17 protein-coding genes are annotated in these 22,455 nt (G+C 33.2%); 13 read left to right on the top strand and 4 right to left on the bottom strand.

Annotated features, from left to right (window positions below; all coding sequences use genetic code 11):
• Positions 1-40 precede the first annotated feature (40 nt).
• From BKM63_RS04705 to BKM63_RS04685, 5 genes are all read left to right on the top strand, one after another.
• Complete coding sequence (locus tag BKM63_RS04705; RefSeq protein ID WP_071635469.1) at positions 41-2,320, top strand: ABC transporter substrate-binding protein; 2,280 nt, start codon at positions 41-43, stop codon at positions 2,318-2,320.
• 77 nt (positions 2,321-2,397) lie between these two features.
• Positions 2,398-3,111: a DNA repair protein RecO gene (gene recO, locus BKM63_RS04700; protein ID WP_071635468.1), complete on the top strand. Its 714-nt coding sequence runs from the start codon at positions 2,398-2,400 to the stop codon at positions 3,109-3,111.
• A gap of 48 nt (positions 3,112-3,159) precedes the next feature.
• Positions 3,160-4,752: a hypothetical protein gene (locus BKM63_RS04695; protein WP_071635467.1), complete on the top strand. Its 1,593-nt coding sequence runs from the start codon at positions 3,160-3,162 to the stop codon at positions 4,750-4,752.
• Positions 4,753-4,980: 228 nt separating this feature from the next.
• Entirely contained in the window at positions 4,981-8,382 is a 3,402-nt protein-coding gene (gene ileS / locus BKM63_RS04690; protein WP_071635466.1) for an isoleucine--tRNA ligase, read from the top strand.
• Between the two features lie 7 nt (positions 8,383-8,389).
• Entirely contained in the window at positions 8,390-8,770 is a 381-nt protein-coding gene (locus BKM63_RS04685; RefSeq protein ID WP_017497677.1) for a TraR/DksA family transcriptional regulator, read from the top strand.
• 238 nt (positions 8,771-9,008) lie between these two features.
• On the opposite strand, the gene BKM63_RS04680 is transcribed toward BKM63_RS04685, so the two are convergent.
• Entirely contained in the window at positions 9,009-9,389 is a 381-nt protein-coding gene (locus tag BKM63_RS04680) for a hypothetical protein (RefSeq protein WP_071635465.1), read from the bottom strand.
• A gap of 32 nt (positions 9,390-9,421) precedes the next feature.
• A complete protein-coding gene (locus BKM63_RS04675) occupies positions 9,422-9,778 on the bottom strand; it encodes a roadblock/LC7 domain-containing protein (RefSeq protein WP_071635464.1) in 357 nt (118 codons plus the stop codon).
• Positions 9,779-9,956: 178 nt separating this feature from the next.
• On the opposite strand from BKM63_RS04675, the gene BKM63_RS04670 reads away from it, so the two are divergent.
• From BKM63_RS04670 to BKM63_RS04645, 6 genes are all read left to right on the top strand, one after another.
• Positions 9,957-10,163, top strand: coding sequence for a hypothetical protein (locus tag BKM63_RS04670; protein ID WP_071635463.1), 207 nt, complete (start codon positions 9,957-9,959; stop codon positions 10,161-10,163).
• Between the two features lie 122 nt (positions 10,164-10,285).
• Positions 10,286-10,885 (top strand): lipoprotein signal peptidase, encoded by a 600-nt coding sequence (locus BKM63_RS04665; RefSeq protein ID WP_071635462.1) that lies wholly within the window; start codon positions 10,286-10,288, stop codon positions 10,883-10,885.
• A gap of 141 nt (positions 10,886-11,026) precedes the next feature.
• Positions 11,027-14,185 carry a UvrD-helicase domain-containing protein gene (locus BKM63_RS04660; RefSeq protein ID WP_071635579.1) on the top strand — a complete coding sequence of 1,053 codons (3,159 nt, stop codon included), beginning with the start codon at positions 11,027-11,029 and terminating at the stop codon, positions 14,183-14,185.
• A gap of 84 nt (positions 14,186-14,269) precedes the next feature.
• Complete coding sequence (gene kbl, locus BKM63_RS04655) at positions 14,270-15,463, top strand: glycine C-acetyltransferase (protein WP_071635461.1); 1,194 nt, start codon at positions 14,270-14,272, stop codon at positions 15,461-15,463.
• 113 nt (positions 15,464-15,576) lie between these two features.
• Entirely contained in the window at positions 15,577-17,040 is a 1,464-nt protein-coding gene (locus BKM63_RS04650; RefSeq protein ID WP_071635460.1) for an OmpA family protein, read from the top strand.
• Positions 17,041-17,103: 63 nt separating this feature from the next.
• Positions 17,104-19,866 (top strand): PD-(D/E)XK nuclease family protein, encoded by a 2,763-nt coding sequence (locus BKM63_RS04645; protein WP_071635578.1) that lies wholly within the window; start codon positions 17,104-17,106, stop codon positions 19,864-19,866.
• Positions 19,867-20,300: 434 nt separating this feature from the next.
• On the opposite strand, the gene BKM63_RS23585 is transcribed toward BKM63_RS04645, so the two are convergent.
• The gene (locus BKM63_RS23585) at positions 20,301-20,444 is read right to left on the bottom strand and encodes a hypothetical protein (protein WP_165608751.1); all 144 of its coding nucleotides are present in this window, start codon (positions 20,442-20,444) and stop codon (positions 20,301-20,303) included.
• Positions 20,445-20,726: 282 nt separating this feature from the next.
• On the opposite strand from BKM63_RS23585, the gene BKM63_RS04640 reads away from it, so the two are divergent.
• Complete coding sequence (locus BKM63_RS04640; RefSeq protein WP_071635459.1) at positions 20,727-21,047, top strand: hypothetical protein; 321 nt, start codon at positions 20,727-20,729, stop codon at positions 21,045-21,047.
• Positions 21,048-21,068: 21 nt separating this feature from the next.
• Entirely contained in the window at positions 21,069-21,443 is a 375-nt protein-coding gene (locus BKM63_RS04635; RefSeq protein ID WP_071635458.1) for a hypothetical protein, read from the top strand.
• A gap of 76 nt (positions 21,444-21,519) precedes the next feature.
• On the opposite strand, the gene BKM63_RS04630 is transcribed toward BKM63_RS04635, so the two are convergent.
• The gene (locus BKM63_RS04630) at positions 21,520-22,296 is read right to left on the bottom strand and encodes an alpha/beta fold hydrolase (RefSeq protein ID WP_071635457.1); all 777 of its coding nucleotides are present in this window, start codon (positions 22,294-22,296) and stop codon (positions 21,520-21,522) included.
• Between the last annotated feature and the right edge of the window lie 159 nt (positions 22,297-22,455).

Genomic DNA, 22,455 nt, shown 5'->3' with positions numbered 1-22,455 from the left:
CTTTTGTTGTACTATATTTGTTTATCAGAATAAATTAAAAATGGTGAGAAGGTATTGGTGTATTTTGTTTTTCTTTTTGTTTCACTTTGGCTTTGCTCAAGGACAATTGTCGTGGCAGGGTTATTTTTCGTTTAACGAAATTAAAGACATATCCGAATCTCCAACAACCGTTTTTGCAGCGTCAGAAAATGCATTATTCTCTAAGAATTCAGCTAACATACTAAAAACAACCACTACAGTTGACGGGCTTTCCGGACAAACAATATCTGCAGTGTATTATAGTCAGACATTCAAAAAGACAATTGTAGGTTATGAAAATGGTTTGATGATTGTAATTAATGAAGCTGATGGAAGCATTATAAAGAAAGTCGACATTATTAATAAACAATTACCGGCAAGTCTAAAAAAAATAAATCATTTATTAGAGCATAATAGTTTGTTGTATGTTTCCTGCGATTTTGGAATTGTGCAGTTTAATTTATCGACATCACAGTTTGGAGATACTTATTTTATTGGTGATAATGGAGCCGAAATCAGTGTAAGGCAGACGGCTTTTTTCAACGGTTTTCTTTTTGCTGCAACTTCTGCCGGAATTAGAAGAGCGGACAGTACAAAACCTAATTTGATTGATTTTAGCCAATGGACAGTCGTTAATTCTGGTGATTGGACAAGTATAAGCGCATTGGATACTGAATTAATTGCAATAAATGCAGGCGGCAATATTCATCGTTATAATTCGAATACTTTTGCGGGGTTTTTGCAATTACCGCAATCTGCACAGGACATGCGGACAGTCAATCATAATTTGTTAATCACAACGGCAAATACTGTTTACATTTATAATAATCAAATGGTACTAAATCGTCAGATTGTTAATACGCAGCTTCCTGATGCTAATCTGACTTTTTCATGTGCATCGGCGACAGGTGACCTGGTTTACATCGGAACAAAAGAAAAAGGATTGTTTTCTTCAACACTTTCAGGAATAGGCAGTTTTGAAAACAGTACTCCTGATGGCCCATTTCGTAATAATATTTTTTCAATTGATGTAACTCCAAATTCGCTTTGGGCAGTCTATGGAGATTATGATATTTATTATAATCCTTATGGATTAGATAGTTATGGTATAAGTAAACTTAACAACTCGAAATGGTTAAATATCCCATATTCAGAAGTTTATGATGCAAAATCTATTACTCGTATTATTGTTAATCCAGGCAATGAAAAACAAGTGTATGCGAGTTCTTTTTTTTCTGGATTACTGAGGATAGAAGATGATGTTCCCAATTTTTTGTTTAATGAAAAAAACAGCGGTTTAGAAACTTTGACTTTTGAAGGACCAAGTTATATTGATGTTCGTATTAACGGAACTGCATTTGATAAATCAGGAAATCTTTGGGTAACCAACAGCAGAATTAAAAACGGATTGAAAGTTCTGAAAACAAATGGAAGCTGGCAGAGCTTTTCAACAAACACCATTTTAAATAATGCCGAAAGTACAAGTTATGCCAACATCGTAATTGATAAAAACAATACAAAGTGGATATCAACTTATAATGATGGGGTAATAGCTTTTAATGAAAACGGAAATGTTTTCAAGAAAATAACTACCGGAGCTGATACCGGAAATCTTCCAACGGCTGATGTTAGATCTGTGGCAATTGACACTAAAAATCAGTTATGGATCGGTACTACAAAAGGATTACGTGTTTTGTCAAATATTGGAAATTTTCAAACCGACAGCCAGTTAAAAGCAAACCCAATTATTATTATGGATGATAATCTGGCTCAGGAATTAATGTACGAGCAGTTCATCACTTCAATTGTAGTTGATGGTGCAAATAATAAATGGATTGGTACAGCAGATTCGGGCATATTTATGGTTTCGCCAAACGGTCAGGAAACTAAATATCATTTTACAATCAACAATTCGCCTTTGCCAAGTAATACGATTAACGATATTAAAATTAACAGTGCAACAGGAGAGGTATTTATAGTTACCAATAAAGGAATGATTTCTTTTAAAGGAATTGCAACCGGCGCAAACGAAGATTTAAATAATGTATACGTGTATCCAAATCCTGTGAGACCTAATTATTCCGGTACTGTGAAAGTCGCAGGTTTAATTGATAAAGCTAATATTAAAATTACAGATATCGAAGGAAACTTAGTTCACGAAACAACTTCCGAAGGCGGTACTATTGAATGGGATACAACTGCTTTTGGGAAATATAAAGTAGCTTCTGGTGTTTATATGATTTTCATTTCGGCACAAGACGGCGGTGAAACTAAGGTTAAGAAAGTAATGATTATTCGATAGTATTTTAGTCGCAGTTTTTCAGTCACAGTTCTCGGCTTTAATGCTAATCTAAAGTCTACAATCTAAAATTCAAAATTTTGCAAGTCAAAACCAAAGCAATAGTAATTTCATCGTTAAAATTTCAGGAAAAAAGTTTGATTGTAAAATGTTTCACACTTTCAAACGGTCTGAAGTCTTATTTCGTACGCGATGCTTTCTCGAGTCGGAAAGCGAGTCAGAAAATTGCTTATTTTCAGCCATTATCAATTTTGGAAATCGAAGCTGTTCATAAAAACAAAGGGACTTTGGAAAACTTCAAAGAAATAAAAACAGCTGTTCCTTTTCAAACCATCCACACTGATATTTTTAAAAGCACAATTGTAATGTTTTTGTCTGAAATGCTTCATTATTCAATTCAGGAAGAAGAAAAAAACGAATCGCTTTTTGTGTTTTTGGAAACCGCTCTGACCTGGCTGGATAATCATGACGAAATTTCAAATTTTCATTTAATCTTACTTTTGGAAACCACAAAATATCTGGGTTTTTATCCGGATGTTTCTGATGTTAATCTGCCTTATTTTGAAATGAATGAAGGTGTTTTTACTCTTTTTCAAGGCGGAAGTGTGCTGACAGAACACGAAACCAGTTTGTTTAAAAAACTACTTGATCTTCGATTTGATAATAGCCAGAAAGTTTTTCATGTTATTGAAAGGCAAATACTTCTTAAAATTATAATTGATTATTACAGCTATCATCTGGAGGGCTTTAAAAAACCAAAATCTTTAGATGTTTTGAAAGAAATTTTTTCTTAAAGACTGATCTCTAATTTCATATATTTGGCACACCAAAAACCAATTTATATGAAAAGAATAATTACTTTTTTACTTCTTATTTTAATAAAGCCTGCGTTCTCTCAATCTGTCGATTTAGATCCGCATAGCTTTAATGTTTCTTATGTAAACCTTCCCCCGAAACCTGTCTTAGATCGAAAAAACAGAACTTTTAGTATTACGATTAATTCTCTTAATGCAGCTGATCCAAAGGGTGCAAAAGAATACATAGAAGAAAATGCAGGTATAGATGGATTTTCGAGAGTAGCTTCAAATGGTTATCTTGAAATTGTCTTTAATTTAGAGAATTCAGTTTCGATTTTAGAACAAGTAACAAAGCAAGTGATTTTTGAAAGAAATGCAAATGGAGTAGAAGTTCCTGTAACTATATATACGAATGTTTTTAAATGCAAGGATTATGGAAGTTACAATGTGGTTTGTGCTGCAGACCCATCTTTAAATAAAAAATATAGTTTAGAAAATAGTTACACAGCACTAAGGTCATATAGAAATCAGGGAGAATCAAATGCAAGCAGTTTTTTATCACCAGTAGCACTAAAAAGTAATTATTGGTCGAATATTATTTCTAATATAGAATACAGATTAAATCATGATTATGGTTATATAGTAGAACAAACATCAGATTATGTTTGGATTTTAGATTCTAAAAAACATTCGGAATATGACAACAGTGTTAAAGCGCTTACAAGTATTAAAGCGATTTTTAATAAAATGGAGTATAACCAAGATGTTGCAGCTTTAAAAACGGAATTAGAACCCGTAATTGAGTACTTCAAAGGAATTGATAAAACTTATGCTGAAGATGAAAGAAGACACAGAAAGCTTAGATATGAAGCATACTTTAATCTGGCCGTTATTTATCATTATTTAGACATGCCGGATGAATCTGATATTTGGTGTGCTAAGTTAATTGAAAATAAATATGATGCCTCAGATGCAGAAAGCATAAAACTTAAAAATGAAAATTTGAGAGAGATGTTTGCTGTAAATCAGACTAAAACCAGACATATGGATGTTGAGCTTCGATCGAACGGAGCTAAGCATGAAGAAGTTGATGTACTTAATTTTGACCCGAATTATTTCTTGAAAGATGATCCAAAATATCAATTGGTTTCTCTTATTCTGACTACAAAAGATACCGTTTCAGGATATGCAAAAATAAGAGCAATAGAAAATTTAGACCGAAGAATTTCAGTAAGTATTCCGGATGAAAACGGAAATCACAATCATATCTTTAAGACCTATTTTGCAGATCAGGTTACAAAATTAGTACTTCAGGAAAATGATTTTTATTCAACAGTATCTTTTAAAGAAGCTTTAAGAGCGGCATCAAAACCGGTCTTTAGATTTGTTCGCGAAATTTTAAATGGAAAAACAATTTCATTATACGGATATGCAAATAGTGAGATAATCATCAAAAAACAAAGTGAAGCCACGGGTTCTTCTACAAGTTCTGTTGGCTGGCAGATGAATACTAAAGCTAAGTTTGTAGAATTAGCAAGACCTTGTCCTAAATTAGTCGCAAGGGCAAATGGTACTGAATTCCAAAACGATCTTAATTCGCTTAGAAAATTTGTAGAAGCCTTAGATGCTTGTAAATAAAATGTAATTTAAAAATGAAATAAAAAAAGGACTACAGTTTAAAGCTGTAGTTTTTTTTTGTTCAAATCTTAACCATTTTTACTGAGTTTTCTTTTAAAACCATTTAAAACGTTAGCGTTTGTTAAAAATTATGTTATAAATTGGTTCAAAATGGTCTTTTTTCCTTCATCTTTTATCTATTTTACTCAAAATTCCTTACTTTCGCACCTCGTTTAAGAAAAGGATAAAATGAGTACAAAATTTACTGAATACAAAGGACTTGACTTGCCAACAGTAGCGTCAGAAGTTCTTGATTTTTGGAAGAAAGAAAATATATTTGAAAAGAGTGTAACAACTCGCGAAGGTGCTGAACCTTACGTATTTTTTGAAGGTCCGCCTTCAGCAAACGGATTGCCTGGAATTCACCACGTAATGGCACGTGCGATTAAAGATATTTTTTGCAGATATAAAACTCAAAAAGGTTTTCAGGTAAAAAGAAAAGCCGGATGGGATACTCACGGTTTACCTGTAGAATTAGGTACCGAAAAAGAACTAGGAATTACAAAAGAAGATATTGGTAAAACCATTTCTATCGAAGAATATAACGAAGCGTGTAAAAAAACCGTAATGCGTTATACTGACGTGTGGAATGACTTGACCGAAAAAATGGGGTATTGGGTAGATATGGAAGATCCGTATGTTACTTATAAACCAAAATATATGGAGTCTGTTTGGTGGCTTTTAAAACAAATCTACGATAAAGGTTTGTTGTACAAAGGTTACACGATTCAGCCGTATTCTCCAAAAGCAGGAACAGGATTGTCTTCTCACGAAGTAAATCAGCCGGGAGCATATCGTGATGTTACAGATACTACGATTGTGGCGCAGTTTAAAACATTGCCGGAAACGCTTCCGAGCTTTTTACAAGGTTTTGGAGATATTCACATTTTGGCATGGACAACGACCCCTTGGACACTGCCATCGAATACCGCTTTAACAGTTGGTCCAAAAATCGATTATGTTTTAGTAAAAACATTCAATCAATATACTTTTGAGCCAATCAATGTTGTTTTAGCTAAAAATTTAGTTGGAAAACAATTTGGAAAAGGATTTTTCTTAAGTGAAGATGACGCTGATTTTGATAACGTTAAAAATGGAGATAAAAAACTTCCGTATAAAATTTTAACTGAGGCAAAAGGAGCAGATTTAGTAGAAATACGTTACGAGCAATTATTGCCTTATGTATTGCCATATCAAAATGCTGAAAACGCATTTAGAGTTATCGCTGGAGATTTCGTAACTACCGAAGATGGAACAGGAGTTGTGCATACAGCGCCTACTTTTGGTGCAGATGATGCTAAAGTAGCAAAAGAAGCAAAACCCGAAGTGCCGCCAATGTTGGTTTTAGACGAAAACGGAACAGCAGTTCCATTAGTAGATTTGCAAGGAAAATTCACTTCACATTTAGGGGATCTTGCTGGTAAATACGTTAAAAACGAATATTATAATGCAGGTGAAGCTCCGGAGAAATCTGTAGATGTTGAAATTGCAATTCGATTAAAAGAAGAAAACAAAGCCTTTAAGGTTGAAAAATACGTACACAGTTATCCGCACAGCTGGAGAACTGATGAGCCGTTGTTATATTATCCACTAGACTCCTGGTTCATAAAAGTAACCGATGTCAAAGATAGAATGTTCGACCTGAACGAAACTATCAATTGGAAACCTAAATCTACTGGTGAAGGACGTTTTGGAAATTGGTTGAAAAATGCCAACGACTGGAACTTATCTCGTTCTAGATATTGGGGAATTCCGTTGCCAATCTGGAGAACTGAAGACAAAAAAGAAGAAGTTCTGATTGGTTCTGTTGAAGAATTATACAATGCGATCGAAAAATCTATCGAAGCCGGTTTTCAAAAAGAAAATCCGTTTAAAGGTTTTGAGATTGGAAACATGTCTGAATCAAATTATGACTTAATTGATTTGCACAAAAATGTAGTCGATGAAATTACTTTAGTTTCAGCTTCAGGAAAACCTATGAAGCGCGAAAGTGACTTAATCGATGTTTGGTTCGATTCTGGGGCAATGCCTTATGCACAATGGCATTATCCATTTGAAAACAAAGACAAAATTGACGAGAATAAAGATTTTCCTGCGAATTTTATTGCAGAAGGAGTAGATCAGACTCGCGGATGGTTTTATACGCTGCACGCTATCGGAACCTTGGTTTTTGATAAAGTAGCATATAAAAACGTAGTTTCTAATGGTTTAGTTCTGGATAAAAACGGACAAAAAATGTCTAAACGTCTAGGGAATGCAACAGATCCTTTTGAAACAATTGCAGAATATGGTCCGGATGCTACACGCTGGTACATGATTTCGAATGCAAATCCTTGGGATAACCTAAAGTTTGATATTGAAGGAATTGCTGAGGTTCGCCGTAAATTCTTTGGAACATTATATAATACCTATTCATTCTTCTCGTTATATGCCAATATTGATGGTTTTAAGTATGCAGAAGCTGAAATCCCGTTAAACGAAAGACCGGAAATTGATCAATGGATTATTTCTGAACTTCATACTTTAATCAAATTTGTTGATGAATGTTATGAAGATTATGAGCCGACAAAAGCTACAAGAGCTATTTCTGACTTCGTTCAAGAAAACTTAAGTAACTGGTACGTTCGTTTGTGCCGTCGTCGTTTCTGGAAAGGTGAATATGCTCATGATAAAATTGCAGCTTACCAAACGCTTTATACTTGTTTGCTAACAATCAGTAAATTAAGCGCTCCTGTAGCTCCTTTTTTCATGGATAAACTATACAGGGATTTAACGAGTTCGACTCAAACAGAGCAATTTGCCAGTGTTCACTTGGCTGAGTTCCCGAAATTTGTCGAAAACTTTGTTAATAAAACGTTGGAAAGCAAAATGCAGAAGGCGCAAACCATCTCATCTTTGGTTTTATCATTGCGTAAAAAGGAGATGATTAAAGTGCGTCAACCGTTGCAAAAGGTAATGATTCCGGTACTTGACGAGAATCAGAGAGCAGAAATTGAAGCTATTTCTGACTTGGTAAAAGCCGAGGTAAACGTGAAAGAAATTGCACTTTTAGACGATGCTTCTGGTATTTTAGTAAAGCAGATCAAGCCTAATTTTAAAGCTTTAGGGCCACGCTTTGGGAAAGATATGGGGTTGATTTCTAAGGAGATACAAGGTTTTTCTGCGGATCAGATCAATCAATTGGACAAGCAGGGAACGTTAGATATTGTTATTGCTGGAAATAATGTAACTTTATCATTAGAAGACGTCGAAATAACATCGCAGGATATCGAAGGATGGCTGGTTGCAAATTCAAACGGAATTACAGTTGCGCTTGACATTACTATATCTGATGAATTAAAAAATGAAGGTATTGCGAGAGAATTAGTAAACAGAATTCAGAATATCCGTAAAGATTCAGGATTTGAAGTTACTGATAAGATTAAAGTACAAATAAAAAGAAACGGCCTTTTAGAAGAAGCGGTTTCAAAAAATGAAGACTATATTAAGTCTGAGACACTAACAGATGACCTGGTTTTTGTGGACGCTTTAGAAAACGGCACAGAAATTGAGTTTGATGATATTAAAACAATGATATTAATTTCAAAATAGTTATAAAATGATAGATGAAATTACAAGGTACTCTGATGCTGATTTAGCAGAGTTCAAAGAAATAATCCAAAGCAAAATACAAAAAGCTCAGGCAGATCTTGATTTAATCAAGAGTGCTTATATGAATGATTTGAATAACGGAACTGACGATACTTCTCCAACTTTTAAAGCTTTTGAAGAAGGAAGTGAAACAATGTCTAAAGAAGCGAACTCTCAGTTGGCTATCAGACAGGAAAAATTCATTCGTGATTTAAAAAACGCGCTTTTCCGTGTAGAAAATAAAACTTACGGTATTTGCAAAGTAACAGGTAAATTAATCAGCAAAGAAAGGCTTAAAATCGTTCCTCATGCAACAATGAGTATCGAAGCTAAAAACTTGCAGAGATAATACAAATATCTAATAAAATAAGCGCTCCTTTTAGGGGCGTTTTTTTGTTTAAGATTTTGATGATTTAAGGGTGTTGTGTGTTTTTATTGTTTTGAAAGAAATTAACTGCAAACAATAAAAGGTAAGTACAAGAAACAGAGTTGTTTTTTGTAAGAAGAGAAAGGCGTCGAAACAAATGAAAAGTATTTTAATTAGAACTGTCTGTTCAAAAAAAGACAGTTCTAATTAAAAATAGAAATTAAGCTAGATTTTTTTCTAATTCAGCTTTGTGTTTTCTTAAAACCGCTCTTGTCATTCCAAGATTTGCTTTGCTTGCATCTGCAGCCAGATAAATCATGAATTTTTTGTTTGGCGAAATGTCAATAATGTGAATTTGATTTGAAAGCGTAATCAAAATATCCTCGATATCCTGATTTAAATTTAGAGCTTTCACGGCGTTTAATTTTGCTTTTACTACTTCTAAATTATAAGCAGCGGCAAGTTCAGGATCAAAAGCGGAATCAATGGTTAAATTACCAAAACTTAATCCTGATTCAATTTCAGTTACAGCTACGGCTATAAAGCCGTTTACGTTTGTTTTCATTTCATTCAAAAACACGTTTAAAAAGTCGTTGCTCATAGTTTTTGGGGTTTGGTGTTAATAGATTTATGTTATTTTAATAGGGAATTTTTGCTGAGTTCCGTAGATAATTCATCTGTAGAGTGCATTAATAAGCCAAGGTTGCTCCCTTCTTTGGAAAATACAACTACGAAGTTTGAACCGCTTATTTTGTTTCCAATGATAACCCCGTCTGAGCTTTTTAGATAAAGCTGTTTTAGTGCGCCTTTTTCTAAATCAAGAAGAAATTTTTCGCTCATTGACAAAATAGCCGCACTCATTGCCGCAATGCTGTCACTGTAGTCCAAGTTAAGAGAAGTGATTAGTTTTCCTTTTCCGTTTAAGATTAAAGCAGCGCTTGCTTTAGTATCGACCAAAAATTTGTTTAGAATAGTAGTTATTTCATTCATATTTTGTAAGGTTTGGGGAAATGTTAAAATTAATTGGTTTTTGGTATGTATTATGTGTTGTAGTTGTGATTTGTCCTAAACAAGTGTTAATTTTTATTAACAAATATAAATTAAATTATGTATTATTGTAAAACCAAATCGTTAAATATTTCATTTTTTTACTTAAAAAACTTACACAATGGCTAAAGTATTGAAATTCAAAGATGTAAATTCTGATGTTGAACACAGAATGAAAGAATTCGAAAAATTACGTGTCAAATTCAAAGCCGATGTTAAGAAGGCAGAAGCGAAGAGAACTGCGGCAGGAAAACCCAGCAAAGGGATTTTTAAATCCATTTCAGATTTCTTTAGCGACAGTCCGGCAAATTCAACAGCAAAAAAATAGATTTTAATCCTAAGTACAGAGCGAATAGTGTGTATTTAGTTTTATTACAAAACAATTAACGTTCCTAATGGGGCGTTTTTTTTGATTTAATTGTTACTTTTGCGCCATCAAAAAATCGTAAAATGTCATTAAGAAAAGCCTATTTCCTTATATTTCTAGTTTTAATTGTCGATCAGCTTTCTAAAATCTATGTAAAAACCAACTTCATTTTAGGTGAAGAAGTGGTTATTTTTGATTGGTTTAGAATTCACTTCATAGAAAATGAAGGAATGGCGTGGGGGACAAAAATACCAGGGGAATACGGGAAGTTAATTCTAACAGTTTTTAGAATTTTTGCAGTATTCGGAATCGGATATTGGTTAGCTGATTCAGTAAAGAAACGTCATTCGACTTATTTAATAGTTTCAATTGCTTTGATTTTTGCCGGAGCAGCCGGAAATATTATTGATTCTGTTTTTTACGGAGTAATTTTTGATGATAGTACACATAATTTAGCGACACTTTTTTCGCCTCATCCATACGGAACATGGTTTCATGGTCTAGTGGTAGATATGTTTTACTTTCCAATCTGGGAAGGTAATCTTCCTTCTTGGCTTCCGTTTTTTGGAGGAAAGCATTTTATGTTTTTCAATGCTATTTTTAATGTTGCCGATATGGCGATTTCAACAGGAGTTGGAGTATTACTGGTTTTCAACAAAAGAGCATTTCCGAAAAATAACTAAATATTTTAAAATTTTCAATACCGAAGTTTCGGGATAAAATTCCAATATTTGAAGCATTTGTTGCTGGCAGATATTGGAATTTTTCGTTATTGGGATTTAATATTTTATTGTTCTATTTTTACCATATCAAAATTCAGAATTATGCAAAGTCCGTCTTTTTCCATTTATGATGCTTCTGCAGGATCAGGAAAGACTTATACTTTGGTTAAGGAATATTTAAAAATTATTCTTTCTTCTCCAAAAAACGATGCTTATCGTAATATTTTGGCCATAACGTTTACCAACAAAGCGGTTCATGAAATGAAAAGCCGAATAGTTGGAAGCTTGTCTGAGTTTGCTAAGGAACAGCCTTCTGCAAAAGCAATCGATTTAATGGAAGATTTGTCTCGGGAAACCGGACTTTCTGTTATTCAATTAAAGGTGAAATCTCAAAGTATCATCAAACACTTAATTCATAATTATGCTGCTTTTGATATCTCTACAATCGATAAATTTACTCATAAAGTAATTCGGGCTTTTGCACACGATCTGAATCTGCCAATGACTTTTGAGGTCACTTTGGATACCGAAAATTTATTAGTTGAAGCTGTTGATGCTATTATCGCACAAGCAGGTCAGGATGAAACACTGACTAAACTGCTGATCGATTTTACGATGGAAAAAACAGATGACGATAAAAGCTGGGATATTTCGCGTGAGATTCTTGAAACAGGCCGTTTGGTTTTGAATGAGAATAATCGAAACGAAATTCTGCATTTTAATGATAAAACAATCGAAGAGTTTGTTGAGATTAAAAAGAAAATGCTTGCCTTATGCAAAGAACTGGAATCAGAGAATGAACAATTTGCTGTAGAAGCACTTTCTTTAATAGACAAGAACGGAATTGATCTAAAGTCTTTTTCAAGGGGGACATTTCCAAATCATCTTGAAAGCATTCGTGATGGAAGATTTAATCCGCGAAACAAGACTTTTCATGAATTTGATGATATTGCAATAAATAAAACAGCAAAAGACAAATCATTAATTGAGAATATAATTCCGGAACTGCTTCAAATATTAGATAAAATTTATAAAAATTTTGAAAAAAGAGATTTTTATAAAGCTTTCCTGAAAAATATAACACCGCTTTCACTGCTAAATACGGTAAGTAATGAATTGGCGAAGATTCAGTCAGAGCAAAATATTTTATCAATTTCAGAATTTAATGCCATTATCCATCGTGAAATTCAAAATCAGCCGGCGCCTTTTATTTACGAACGTTTAGGAGAGCGTTATCGTCATTTTTTTATTGATGAATTTCAGGATACTTCAGAAATGCAGTGGCAGAATTTGATTCCGCTGATTGATAATTCACTTTCCGGTTTAGATGACTTAGGAAATAAAGGAACTTTGATGATTGTTGGTGATCCTAAGCAGTCAATTTATCGTTGGAGAGGCGGAAAAGCCGAACAATTTATTGAATTAAGCAAAGATGTCAATCCATTCAATAATCCGGATAAAGCAATTAAACATTTAAATACAAATTATCGAAGTTACAGCGAAGTAATTGAGTTTAATAATGCTTTTTTTAAATTAATTTCGACTGAATTTACAAACGAAGATTATAAAGATTTGTATGAGAATCATAGTTTTCAAAATACAAATTCAAAGAAAGGCGGTTATGTGAATATTTCTTTTTTACCTGTAATTGAAAAAAATGATTTTGCAGATGAAGAAGAAGTAGTTGAAAAATCAGATTTGTATGTTTTAGCAACTTTAAATACCATTCAGAAAGTAATTCACGAAGGTTTTGAATATAAAGACATTGTGATTTTGACCCGAAAAAGAGATCAGGGAATTGCAATTGCAAATTATTTAACAGAGCAGAGTATTCCGCTTTTATCATCCGAAACATTAATGATAAAGAATGCCACGGAGGTTCGATTAATTATTAATCTGCTTAAGTATTTAAATAACAGTGCCGACTTAGAATCTAAAGCTTATTTTCTTCACTTCCTGGCCGAAAATAAGGAGATTGAAATGCCTGTGCATGATTTTATTGCTCAAGGAATGGCGCAGAAATTTGAAGAAGACTTTGAAAAATGGCTTCTCAATTTTGATGTTTCGCTTTCATTTGAAAATATCCGAAAAAAATCACTTTATGAAGCGGTTGAAATAATTATTTCAAAATTTATTCTTCCTTCTGAAGGAAATGCTTATGTACAGTTTTTTCTTGATATTGTTTTAGAAAGGGATATTCGTAATCAAGCGGGAGTGGCCGATTTTTTGATTTTTTGGGATAAAAATTCTGAAAAATTCAGTATTCCTTCTCCGGAGGGAAATAATGCAGTACGAATTATGACAATCCATAAGTCTAAAGGATTAGAATTTCCAGTTGTAATTATGCCTTTTGCTGAAGAAGATTATAATAGAAAACCAAAAGATAAATTATGGCTTGATACTGAAGAATCTGATTTGGGAGTTCCAAAAGCTTTGATTGATAACAGCAGTGCTGTTGAAGGTTTTGGAGAAAGTGCTTCGGTGGTTTTTAATTTGAAAAAGCAGGAAGAATTATTAGATAATATCAATGTTTTGTATGTGGCATTAACGCGTGCGGAAGAGCAATTGTATATTATTTCTCAATCTTTAAAGGAAAGAAAAGATGGAGAACTTCCGAATAATATGGCTTCTTATTTTATTAAATATTTGATGCATAAAGGGATTTACGATCCTGATGTTTTAGAGTATGAATTTGGAAATAAAATTAAACTTTCAGCTTCTCAAAAATCAGTTGATTTGGTAAAAACAATTCCAATCGTCAAAGAGGTTTTAAATCCGAAAAATATTAAAATTGCGCAACGGGAAGCTTTGATGTGGGGAACACATCAGCAAGAGGCGATTTCTTATGGAAATATTGTCCATGAAATTCTTGCTTTCGTTAAAGATAAAAATGATGTTGATCTTGCTGTTACAAAGGCACTTGAGAATGGTTTAATAACTATGGATCAGTCGAATATGGTTTTGAATACGCTTCGTGAAATTGTGAATCATCCGGAACTAAGTGTTTGTTTTGAGGGTAATTATAAAGTTTTAAACGAACAGACAATAGTTCAGAAAGAAGGTAAAATTTTAAAGCCGGATAGAGTTGTTTTGACAAATAATCAGGAGGCTTATCTTTTGGATTATAAAACCGGAGCAATTAATTCGAAATATCAGCAGCAAATTCAAGAATATCAGGATGCTATTGAAGATTTAGGATACAAAGTGTTAAAAAAGGCTTTGATATATATAGGGTCGGAAATTGAAGTGGTAAATTTGTGAAAAAATTAATCAGATGTTAAAGAAATAATGTGGCTTTTTTAGGTCTAAGTTGTTAATTTTTAACGTTTTAAATAAATATGAAAAATGTACGGTAAAATTAAAGAACATCTGCAAAGTGAGCTGCAGACAATCGAAGAAAATGGAATTTTTAAAAAAGAGCGTATTATAACATCTGCTCAAGGTGCTGAAATTACCATTTCTACAGGAGAAAAAGTTTTAAACTTTTGTGCAAATAATTATTTAGGACTTTCGTCGCATCCTGAAGTTGTTCAGGCTGCCAAAGATGCTATGGATACACATGGTTTCGGAATGTCATCAGTTCGTTTCATATGCGGTACTCAAGATATTCATAAAACATTAGAGAAAAAAATTGCCGATTTTTATGGTACTGAAGATACTATATTATATGCGGCGGCTTTTGATGCAAACGGTGGTGTTTTTGAGCCATTATTAGGTGAAAACGATGCGATTATTTCAGATAGTTTAAATCATGCTTCTATTATTGATGGGGTTCGTTTGTGTAAAGCAGCTCGTTATCGTTATGAGAATAATAATATGGAGGATCTGGAACAGCAGTTAATAAAAGCAACTGAAGCAGGCACGCGATTTAAATTAATCGTTACCGATGGTGTTTTCTCTATGGACGGTTTAGTTGCTCCACTAGATAAAATTTGTGATTTGGCTGATAAATACGATGCGTTGGTTATGGTAGATGAATGTCATGCGGCAGGTTTTATTGGTGCGACAGGAAAAGGTACGTTAGAGGCAAAAGGTGTTATGGGGCGTGTGGATATTATAACCGGAACTCTTGGAAAAGCTTTAGGTGGCGCAATGGGAGGATATACAACGGCCAAAAAAGAAATAATAGAAATTCTACGTCAGCGTTCGAGACCTTATTTATTTTCTAATTCACTTGCTCCATCTATTGTAGGTGCTTCAATAAAGGTATTTGAATTGCTGGAAAAAGATACTACACTTAGGGATAAGTTAGAATGGAACACCAATTACTTTAAAGAAGGAATGAAGAAAGCCGGCTTTGATATTATTGATGGAGATTCTGCAATTGTTCCAGTAATGCTTTATGATGCAAAATTATCGCAGACCATGGCAAATGAACTTTTAAAAGAGGGAATTTATGTAATTGGATTCTTCTTTCCTGTAGTTCCAAAAGACAAAGCAAGAATAAGAGTTCAGCTTTCTGCTGCACATACAAAAGAGCACTTAGACAAGGCTATCAGTGCCTTTATATTAACAGGTAAAATGTTAAAAGTTATATAATTACCACATTTGAGTAATTTTTGTAGGTTTTTTTTAACATTTGATTTTGTATTTAAAAAATTTGGTGTTACTTTTGCTTGTAATTAACTAAATTGTAATTAAAAAAATTAAGTATGAAACATCTTAACAAACTTTTAGTTGCTGTGATGATGGTGATGGGTTTAAGTTCTCACGCGCAAGACAGTAACAATCCATGGGCTATCTCTTTTGGAGTTAATGCCGTTGACACTAGGACTAGTTCTGGTGCCGGAAGTGGATTCTTCGATCAACACTTTTCTCAGCCATTCGCTGTAAAAGACAACTGGAATATTCTTCCTTCTTTATCTTACATTGGTGTGTCTAGATATGTTGGTAGCGGTTTCTCAGTTGGTTTACAAGGATCTGTAAACAAAATTGATAAATATGTAACTTTCGCTCCAAGTGCTCCAGGGCATGATTCAAGAGGAAATGTTGTAAGTAATCCTGGTGACTTGATGTACTACGGAATTGATGCTACTATCAAATACAGCTTCCAAGAATTAATCAAATCTAAAGTGATTGATCCTTCGTTATCTGTTGGTGGAGGTTATACATTCTTCGGAGATAGCAGCTACGGAACTGTTAACCCAGGTGCTGGTGTAACTTTCTGGTTTACTGATGCTATTGGTCTTGAGTTAGCTACAAGATACAAATGGTCAGTTAGTGGAGATAGAGAAGATGCAGCTGGTGTTCCAGATGCTCCATCTCACTTCCAACACACTGCTGGTTTAGTTTTCAAATTCGGAGGTAAAGATACTGACGGAGACGGAATCTATGACAAAGATGATGCTTGTCCAGATGTTGCTGGTTTAAAACAATTCAACGGATGTCCTGATACAGACGGAGACGGAATCGTTGACGCTTCTGACGCTTGTCCAGATGTATTTGGTTTAGCGGCATTAAACGGATGTCCTGATACTGACGGAGACGGTGTTGCTGATAAAGATGACGCTTGTCCAGATGTTGCTGGTTTAGCTGCTTTAAAAGGTTGTCCTGATACTGACGGAGACGGAATCGCTGATAAAGACGATAAATGTCCTACAGTTGCTGGTCCTAAAGAAAATGGTGGTTGTCCTTTCTTAGACGCTGATAAAGATGGTGTTTTAGATAAAGATGATGATTGTCCTACAGTTGCTGGTCCAGCTAGTAACAGAGGATGTCCAGAAGTAACTTCTGAGGCTTTAGAAGATCTTAAAGTTCAAGCTAGAGCAATCTACTTCAACTCAGGAAAAGCTACTTTCAAAACTGGAGACAAAGAAACTCCAGCTAGATTAGATGCTATTAAAGAAATCCTTAAAAACTATCCAAACGCGAAATTCTCTATTGAAGGACACACAGATAGTACAGGTTCTGCTAAAATCAACGACAAACTTTCTCAAGATAGAGCTAACGCTGTATTGAATGCTTTAGTTGAAAGAGGTGTTAACCCAGAAAACTTACAAGCTAAAGGTTTTGGATCTTCTCAACCAGTTGCTAGTAACAAAACTGCTGCAGGTAAAGCACAAAACAGAAGAACTGAAATCAAACATATTGGTTCTAAATACCAAGGTAAACTATAATTTACTTTGTAAATAATACTGAAAAGCCATTCTTAATTGAATGGCTTTTTTTATTTTTATCAAATGGTAAATACTTCTTTTTTAGAAAAAATCGCAGCTATTGTAATTCAGAATTATTCAAATAAACTCACTGAAACTACAATCATTCTGCCGAACAAAAGAGCAAAGGTTTTTTTAATCGAAGCCCTAAAAAAAGAAACTGCAAAAACTATTCTGTCTCCCGAAATTATTAGCATCGAGGATTTTGTGCAAGATGTAGCATCAATAAGATCGATAGATTCTATTGAGCTTTTATTCGAGTTTTACGAAGTTTATTTGTCGGTTACAGAAAAACAGAATCAACAATCTTTTGAGCTATTTGCCAATTGGGCAAAAACGCTTTTACAGGACTTTAATGAAATTGACCGCTACCTTTTAGATCCAAATCATGTTTTGTCGTATTTGAAAGATATTGAAGATATCAAGAAATGGGGAATAGAAGTTGAAAATAAAACGAAGCTATTAGAGAATTATATAGACTTTTGGAAATTACTTCCCCTTTATTACGATTCGCTTTATAATCATCTTTTAAATAAAGCGATTGGTTATCAAGGATTAATTTATAGAGAAGCAGTAAATAATCTTAATCACTTTTCAAATACAATTTCTAATCGAAATTTTGTTTTCGCCGGCTTTAATGCATTAAATGCCGCGGAAGAAAAAATAGTACAGCATCTTTTAGCTTTAGATCAGGCTAAAATTTACTGGGATGTGGATCAAACATTCTTAAATGATCCTTATCATGATGCAGGACTTTTTGTTCGCCGCTTTAAAGAAAAATGGAAGTATTATAAATCACATCCTTTTGAATGGATTGTGGATGATTTTTCTCAAACTAAAAATATCAATGTAATTGGTACTCCAAAAACAATCGGACAGGCAAAATTGGCCGGAAGTATTATTGAAGATTTGATCAATAAAAACCCGATGGCTTCACTTGATAAAGTTGCAGTTGTTTTGGGGGAGGAAAATTTATTGATTCCGGTTTTGTACTCGCTGCCTTCTTCTGTTGGGGCTTTAAATATTACAATGGGATATTCGGGAAAGAATAATCCGTCGCAAATATTAGTTGCTAAGTTTTTTAAAATGCATACAAATGCGCTTTCTCGTGCTGGAGGCAGTTATGTTTTTTATTATAAAGACGTGCTGGATATTTTGACTCATCCTTTGGTTGAACCTTATGCGGGAACCAATCATTTGGTGCGAATCATTAAAGAGAATAATTACACTTTTATTACTCTAAACAAGATTCTAGAACTCAATTCAAACCCGTCTAAATTATTTTCTCTATTGTTTCAGAAATGGGAAAACGGATCAATAGCTGTTCTGGAAAATATATCTGCAATTTTACTTCTTATAAAACAGAATTTTAGTAATGATAATGAAGAGGAGAAAATAGCGAAAACTTTTGTGTATGCTGTTTTCAAGGTAATCAATAAGCTTATTAATTATTATTCGCAGCACAAACACATTGATAATATAGATACACTTCATGCTATTTATAAACAAATTATCGATGTTGCAGAAGTTTCATTTGAAGGGGAACCATTAAGAGGTTTGCAAATTATGGGAGTTCTTGAAAGTCGTGTACTTGATTTTGATACAGTAATTGTAACTTCAATGAATGAAGGGAAATTTCCGGCTGGCAAATCTCAAAATTCTTTTATTCCTTATGATGTGAAAAAAGAATTGGGTCTGCCTACTTTTAAAGAAAAGGATGCTATTTATACCTATCACTTTTATCATTTATTGCAGCGTGCAAAAAATATTTATCTTATTTATAATACCGAAAATGATGGATTGGATGCTGGTGAACGCAGTCGATTTATAACCCAGCTTGAGGTTGAAAAGAAAACAAATCACAATCTTGTTTTTGATATTTATAATCCGGTTTTGCCATCAACAGCATATCAGCCAATGGTAATTCAAAAATCAGAAGCGGTGATGGAACGATTAAAAGAAATTGCTTCAACCGGTTTTTCTCCTTCTGCATTAACTAGTTATATTAGAAATCCACTTGAATTTTATTTTCAAAAAATATTACGAATTCGTGAAGTTGAGGAAGTTGAAGAGAATATTGCCTTGAATACACTCGGAACTATAATTCATGAAACCTTAAAAGCTTTGTATGAGCCTTTTATTGAGAAGTTTATTTCAGAATCTGATATTGCAAATTGTTTTAAATTATTGGATGAAGAGGTTTTGAAGCAATTCAAAGTGGTTTATAAAGAGGGTGAAATAAAAAAAGGACGTAATCTGCTGGCCTTTGAGGTGGCAAAACGAAATGTGTCTAATTTCCTGAAAATGGAACTTGAATCTATTAAGAATGGTGATGCAATTCAGATTATCGCATTGGAAAAAACTTTTGAACGCCAGCTCGTTCATCCAAATCTGCCATTTCCGGTTTTAATTAAAGGAAATGTTGATAGGATTGAACTCCGCAATGGAAAAATAAGAATAATTGATTACAAGACAGGAAAAGTTGAAAAAACTAATGTAGTACTTAAGTCATGGAATGGTTTAACACAGGAGCTTAAAAACGATAAAATTATCCAGGTTTTAGCTTATGCTTTTATGTATGAAATGGAAGCAGGCGAAACTCCAATAGAAGCGGGTATTATTTCATTTAAAAATTTAAAGTCGGGATTCCTGCCTTTTGGTTTTAAGGAAGAAAAAGATTTGGACATGATCGTTGACAATAAAGTTTTAAATAATTATACAGAAGAAATTGTATTACTCTTAAGTGAAATCTTGGATATCGATATTCCGTTTGAAGAAAAAGTGTAATTAAAGCTATTTTTTTAATTGTTTTGAGTCACTGCCCAGGGTTTAAAAACGATTTAATAATTTACTCGATAAACAAAATAGGGGATTATTTTAATGTTTGGTGTTTTTTATAATAGCTGTCGGATAAGTATTTTAGAGAGTTAGATTAAAAATTATGTTCAAATAAAACTAAATGAGTGCTTTTTTAAGTTTTACAAAGTTTCTTTTAGCTAATACTACTAGAGAATTAAAAACTCTTTTTGAGAATGGATTTAATTTTTAATCCTAGAAATAAGATTGATGATGCTGAAGAACGATAATAGATGAGTTGCAATTTTAAAATGTAATCCGATTTTTTGAAAGATTGAATTAATTGAAAATGATAAGCTTCACATCATAAAGGAAAAAGGCGCAATAATTATCGAATAATTACTGCGCCTTTTTGTAAGTAGTATTTAACTAAATATTTTTTTAAAGAAGCCCTTTTTTGCCGGCTCTTGCGAAGGTGAATTATTTATTGGTCCGTTTTCAAAACGAAATCTTCTAAATTTCATCAGTTTTACATTTAAGTCAAAGCGTAATTCGTCAACTGTTTTCATTGGATAATTTTTTTGCAAATTTAAGAAAAACTTCTACTAAACTCAGGTTGTGATGGAAGTATAATTCTAATTTGAGTTTTATCAAGAGAAATGTTTGAATTATAAGCAAATCTCTTTTTTCTGTTAAATTTTTTTAACGATTTTATTTAAAAATTTCAGTTTGATTATCGTTTAAATAAAAGTGGTTCAGATAGTTGTGCGTGGTTATTATTTTAACAAGTGTTTATCGCACAATTCTGATTATTGAAATAACTTTGAACTTCTTAAAAAATTAATGTTACTATGATTGACTTAACTACGCTGGTAGAAGAGACAGGTGCAGAATCTGGAATTACCTTTAATATAGACGGAATTTTATTAGAATCTGTTAATTTAGAATATGACGGAAATGTTGCTGCAATGATTGGAATGATATTAAAAATGTGTCTGGAAATGTCTGAGGATGTAAATAATGGAGATTTAAAGCAAGTAATGATTAAGAACTATGATGGTATTGTAGTTGCAAACAAAAATCAGGATGATAACTGCGTTGCGTTGATTTCTAAAGATATAAGTAAAATGGGCCTTCTGTTGAGAAAAATGGATACTATTTTCAATAATTAATTTAAACCAATATATATAAACATGTCAGATTTTTTACAGAATTTTCAAAATGATTTAAAAGAAAATATTAACGGATTCATTGCAGTTTCAGTAACTGAGGTTGAGACAGGAATGTCTTACTGCTCACTTTCTGTAAATCCAGATTTTGATCCCGAATTGGCATCTGCTTATAATTTAGAAGTTGTAAAAGCAAAATTAAGCGCTATTAAAGCTTTAGGTTTAAATCAAAAAATCAACGATATCTTAATTACATTAACGGATCAAATACATATTTTAGATGTTTCTGAAGACGGGCAGTATTTTATTTACTTAGCTGTCGATGCTAAAAAAGCGAATCTTGGATTAACAAGAGCAACCTTGGCAAAATTCAAAAAAGACATTATTACAAAATTATAATTTTTGCCCCCAAAAATGAGGAAAAGGCTGTTTCGAGATTGTTCGAAATGGCCTTTTCCGCTTTTATCAGTTTATGTTAGTTGAAGAAGTCTAGTAAAATACTTTGTAGTTCTTCTTTGTTTTCTATGTGGCTCATATGTCCGTCTTCAAAAGAAACTAATTCTACAGTTGTGTCCTTTATTTGAGCAAGACTTTCTTCGTAGTTTAAAACGGGATCTTGCTTTCCTAAAATCAATAAAACCGGAAATCGATTTTCGTGCAAAAGCCATTCGCGGTCTTTTCGTATTTTCATTCCTTCAAGGGAAGCTACAATTCCCTGCAAAGGTGTTTTTAGGGCTTGTTCTTTTGCTCTTTCAATTTCCTTTGTTAAGCGGACTCTGTTATTTTCGCTAAATAAATTTGCAATCGCTAAACTTACAAAGTTCACATAATTTTGCTTCACTGCTTTTATGGCACGGGTTCGGTTTAGTTTTTTCTCAGCACTGTCTTCTTTAGAAGTTGAGTTTAATAAAACTAATTGTTTGATGTTTTCAGGGAATAATTCGGCAAAAGCCAAACCAACATAACCTCCCATTGAATGCCCTAAAATTGTGGCTTTTTCAATTTTTAGATGTTTTAAAACTTCATGAACAGCATTTGCGTTTTCTTCCATTTCATGAACATAACCTAACGAATCGGATTCTCCATGACCTAACAAATCAATAGTTATAACACGATGTTTTTCTGAGAATAGATCAATATAGGTTTTCCACATTTTTTTATTCTCTAAAAAACCGTGAAGTAGTACAATGGCAGTTCCTTCTCCGGAGTCAGTAAAAGATATTTTTGTGTTTTTATATAGAATGCTTTTCAAAATGATGTTTTTAAAGTGTAGAATGCAAAAGTAATAATTGAGAAATCATCTGGAAAATATAAGTTCAATCGAGTTAAAAATAGTACTCGTTCGGTTCAATATTGAAGTATGTTTCGGATATAATAAAAAAAGACGGCAGCATTTCTGCGAACCGTCTTT

Origin of the sequence: Flavobacterium johnsoniae (assembly GCF_001879205.1) — a bacterium.
Taxonomy (GTDB): domain Bacteria; phylum Bacteroidota; class Bacteroidia; order Flavobacteriales; family Flavobacteriaceae; genus Flavobacterium; species Flavobacterium johnsoniae_A.
The sequence above is the reverse complement of the archived record's forward strand: the minus strand, read 5'-3'. Positions and strand labels throughout refer to the sequence as shown.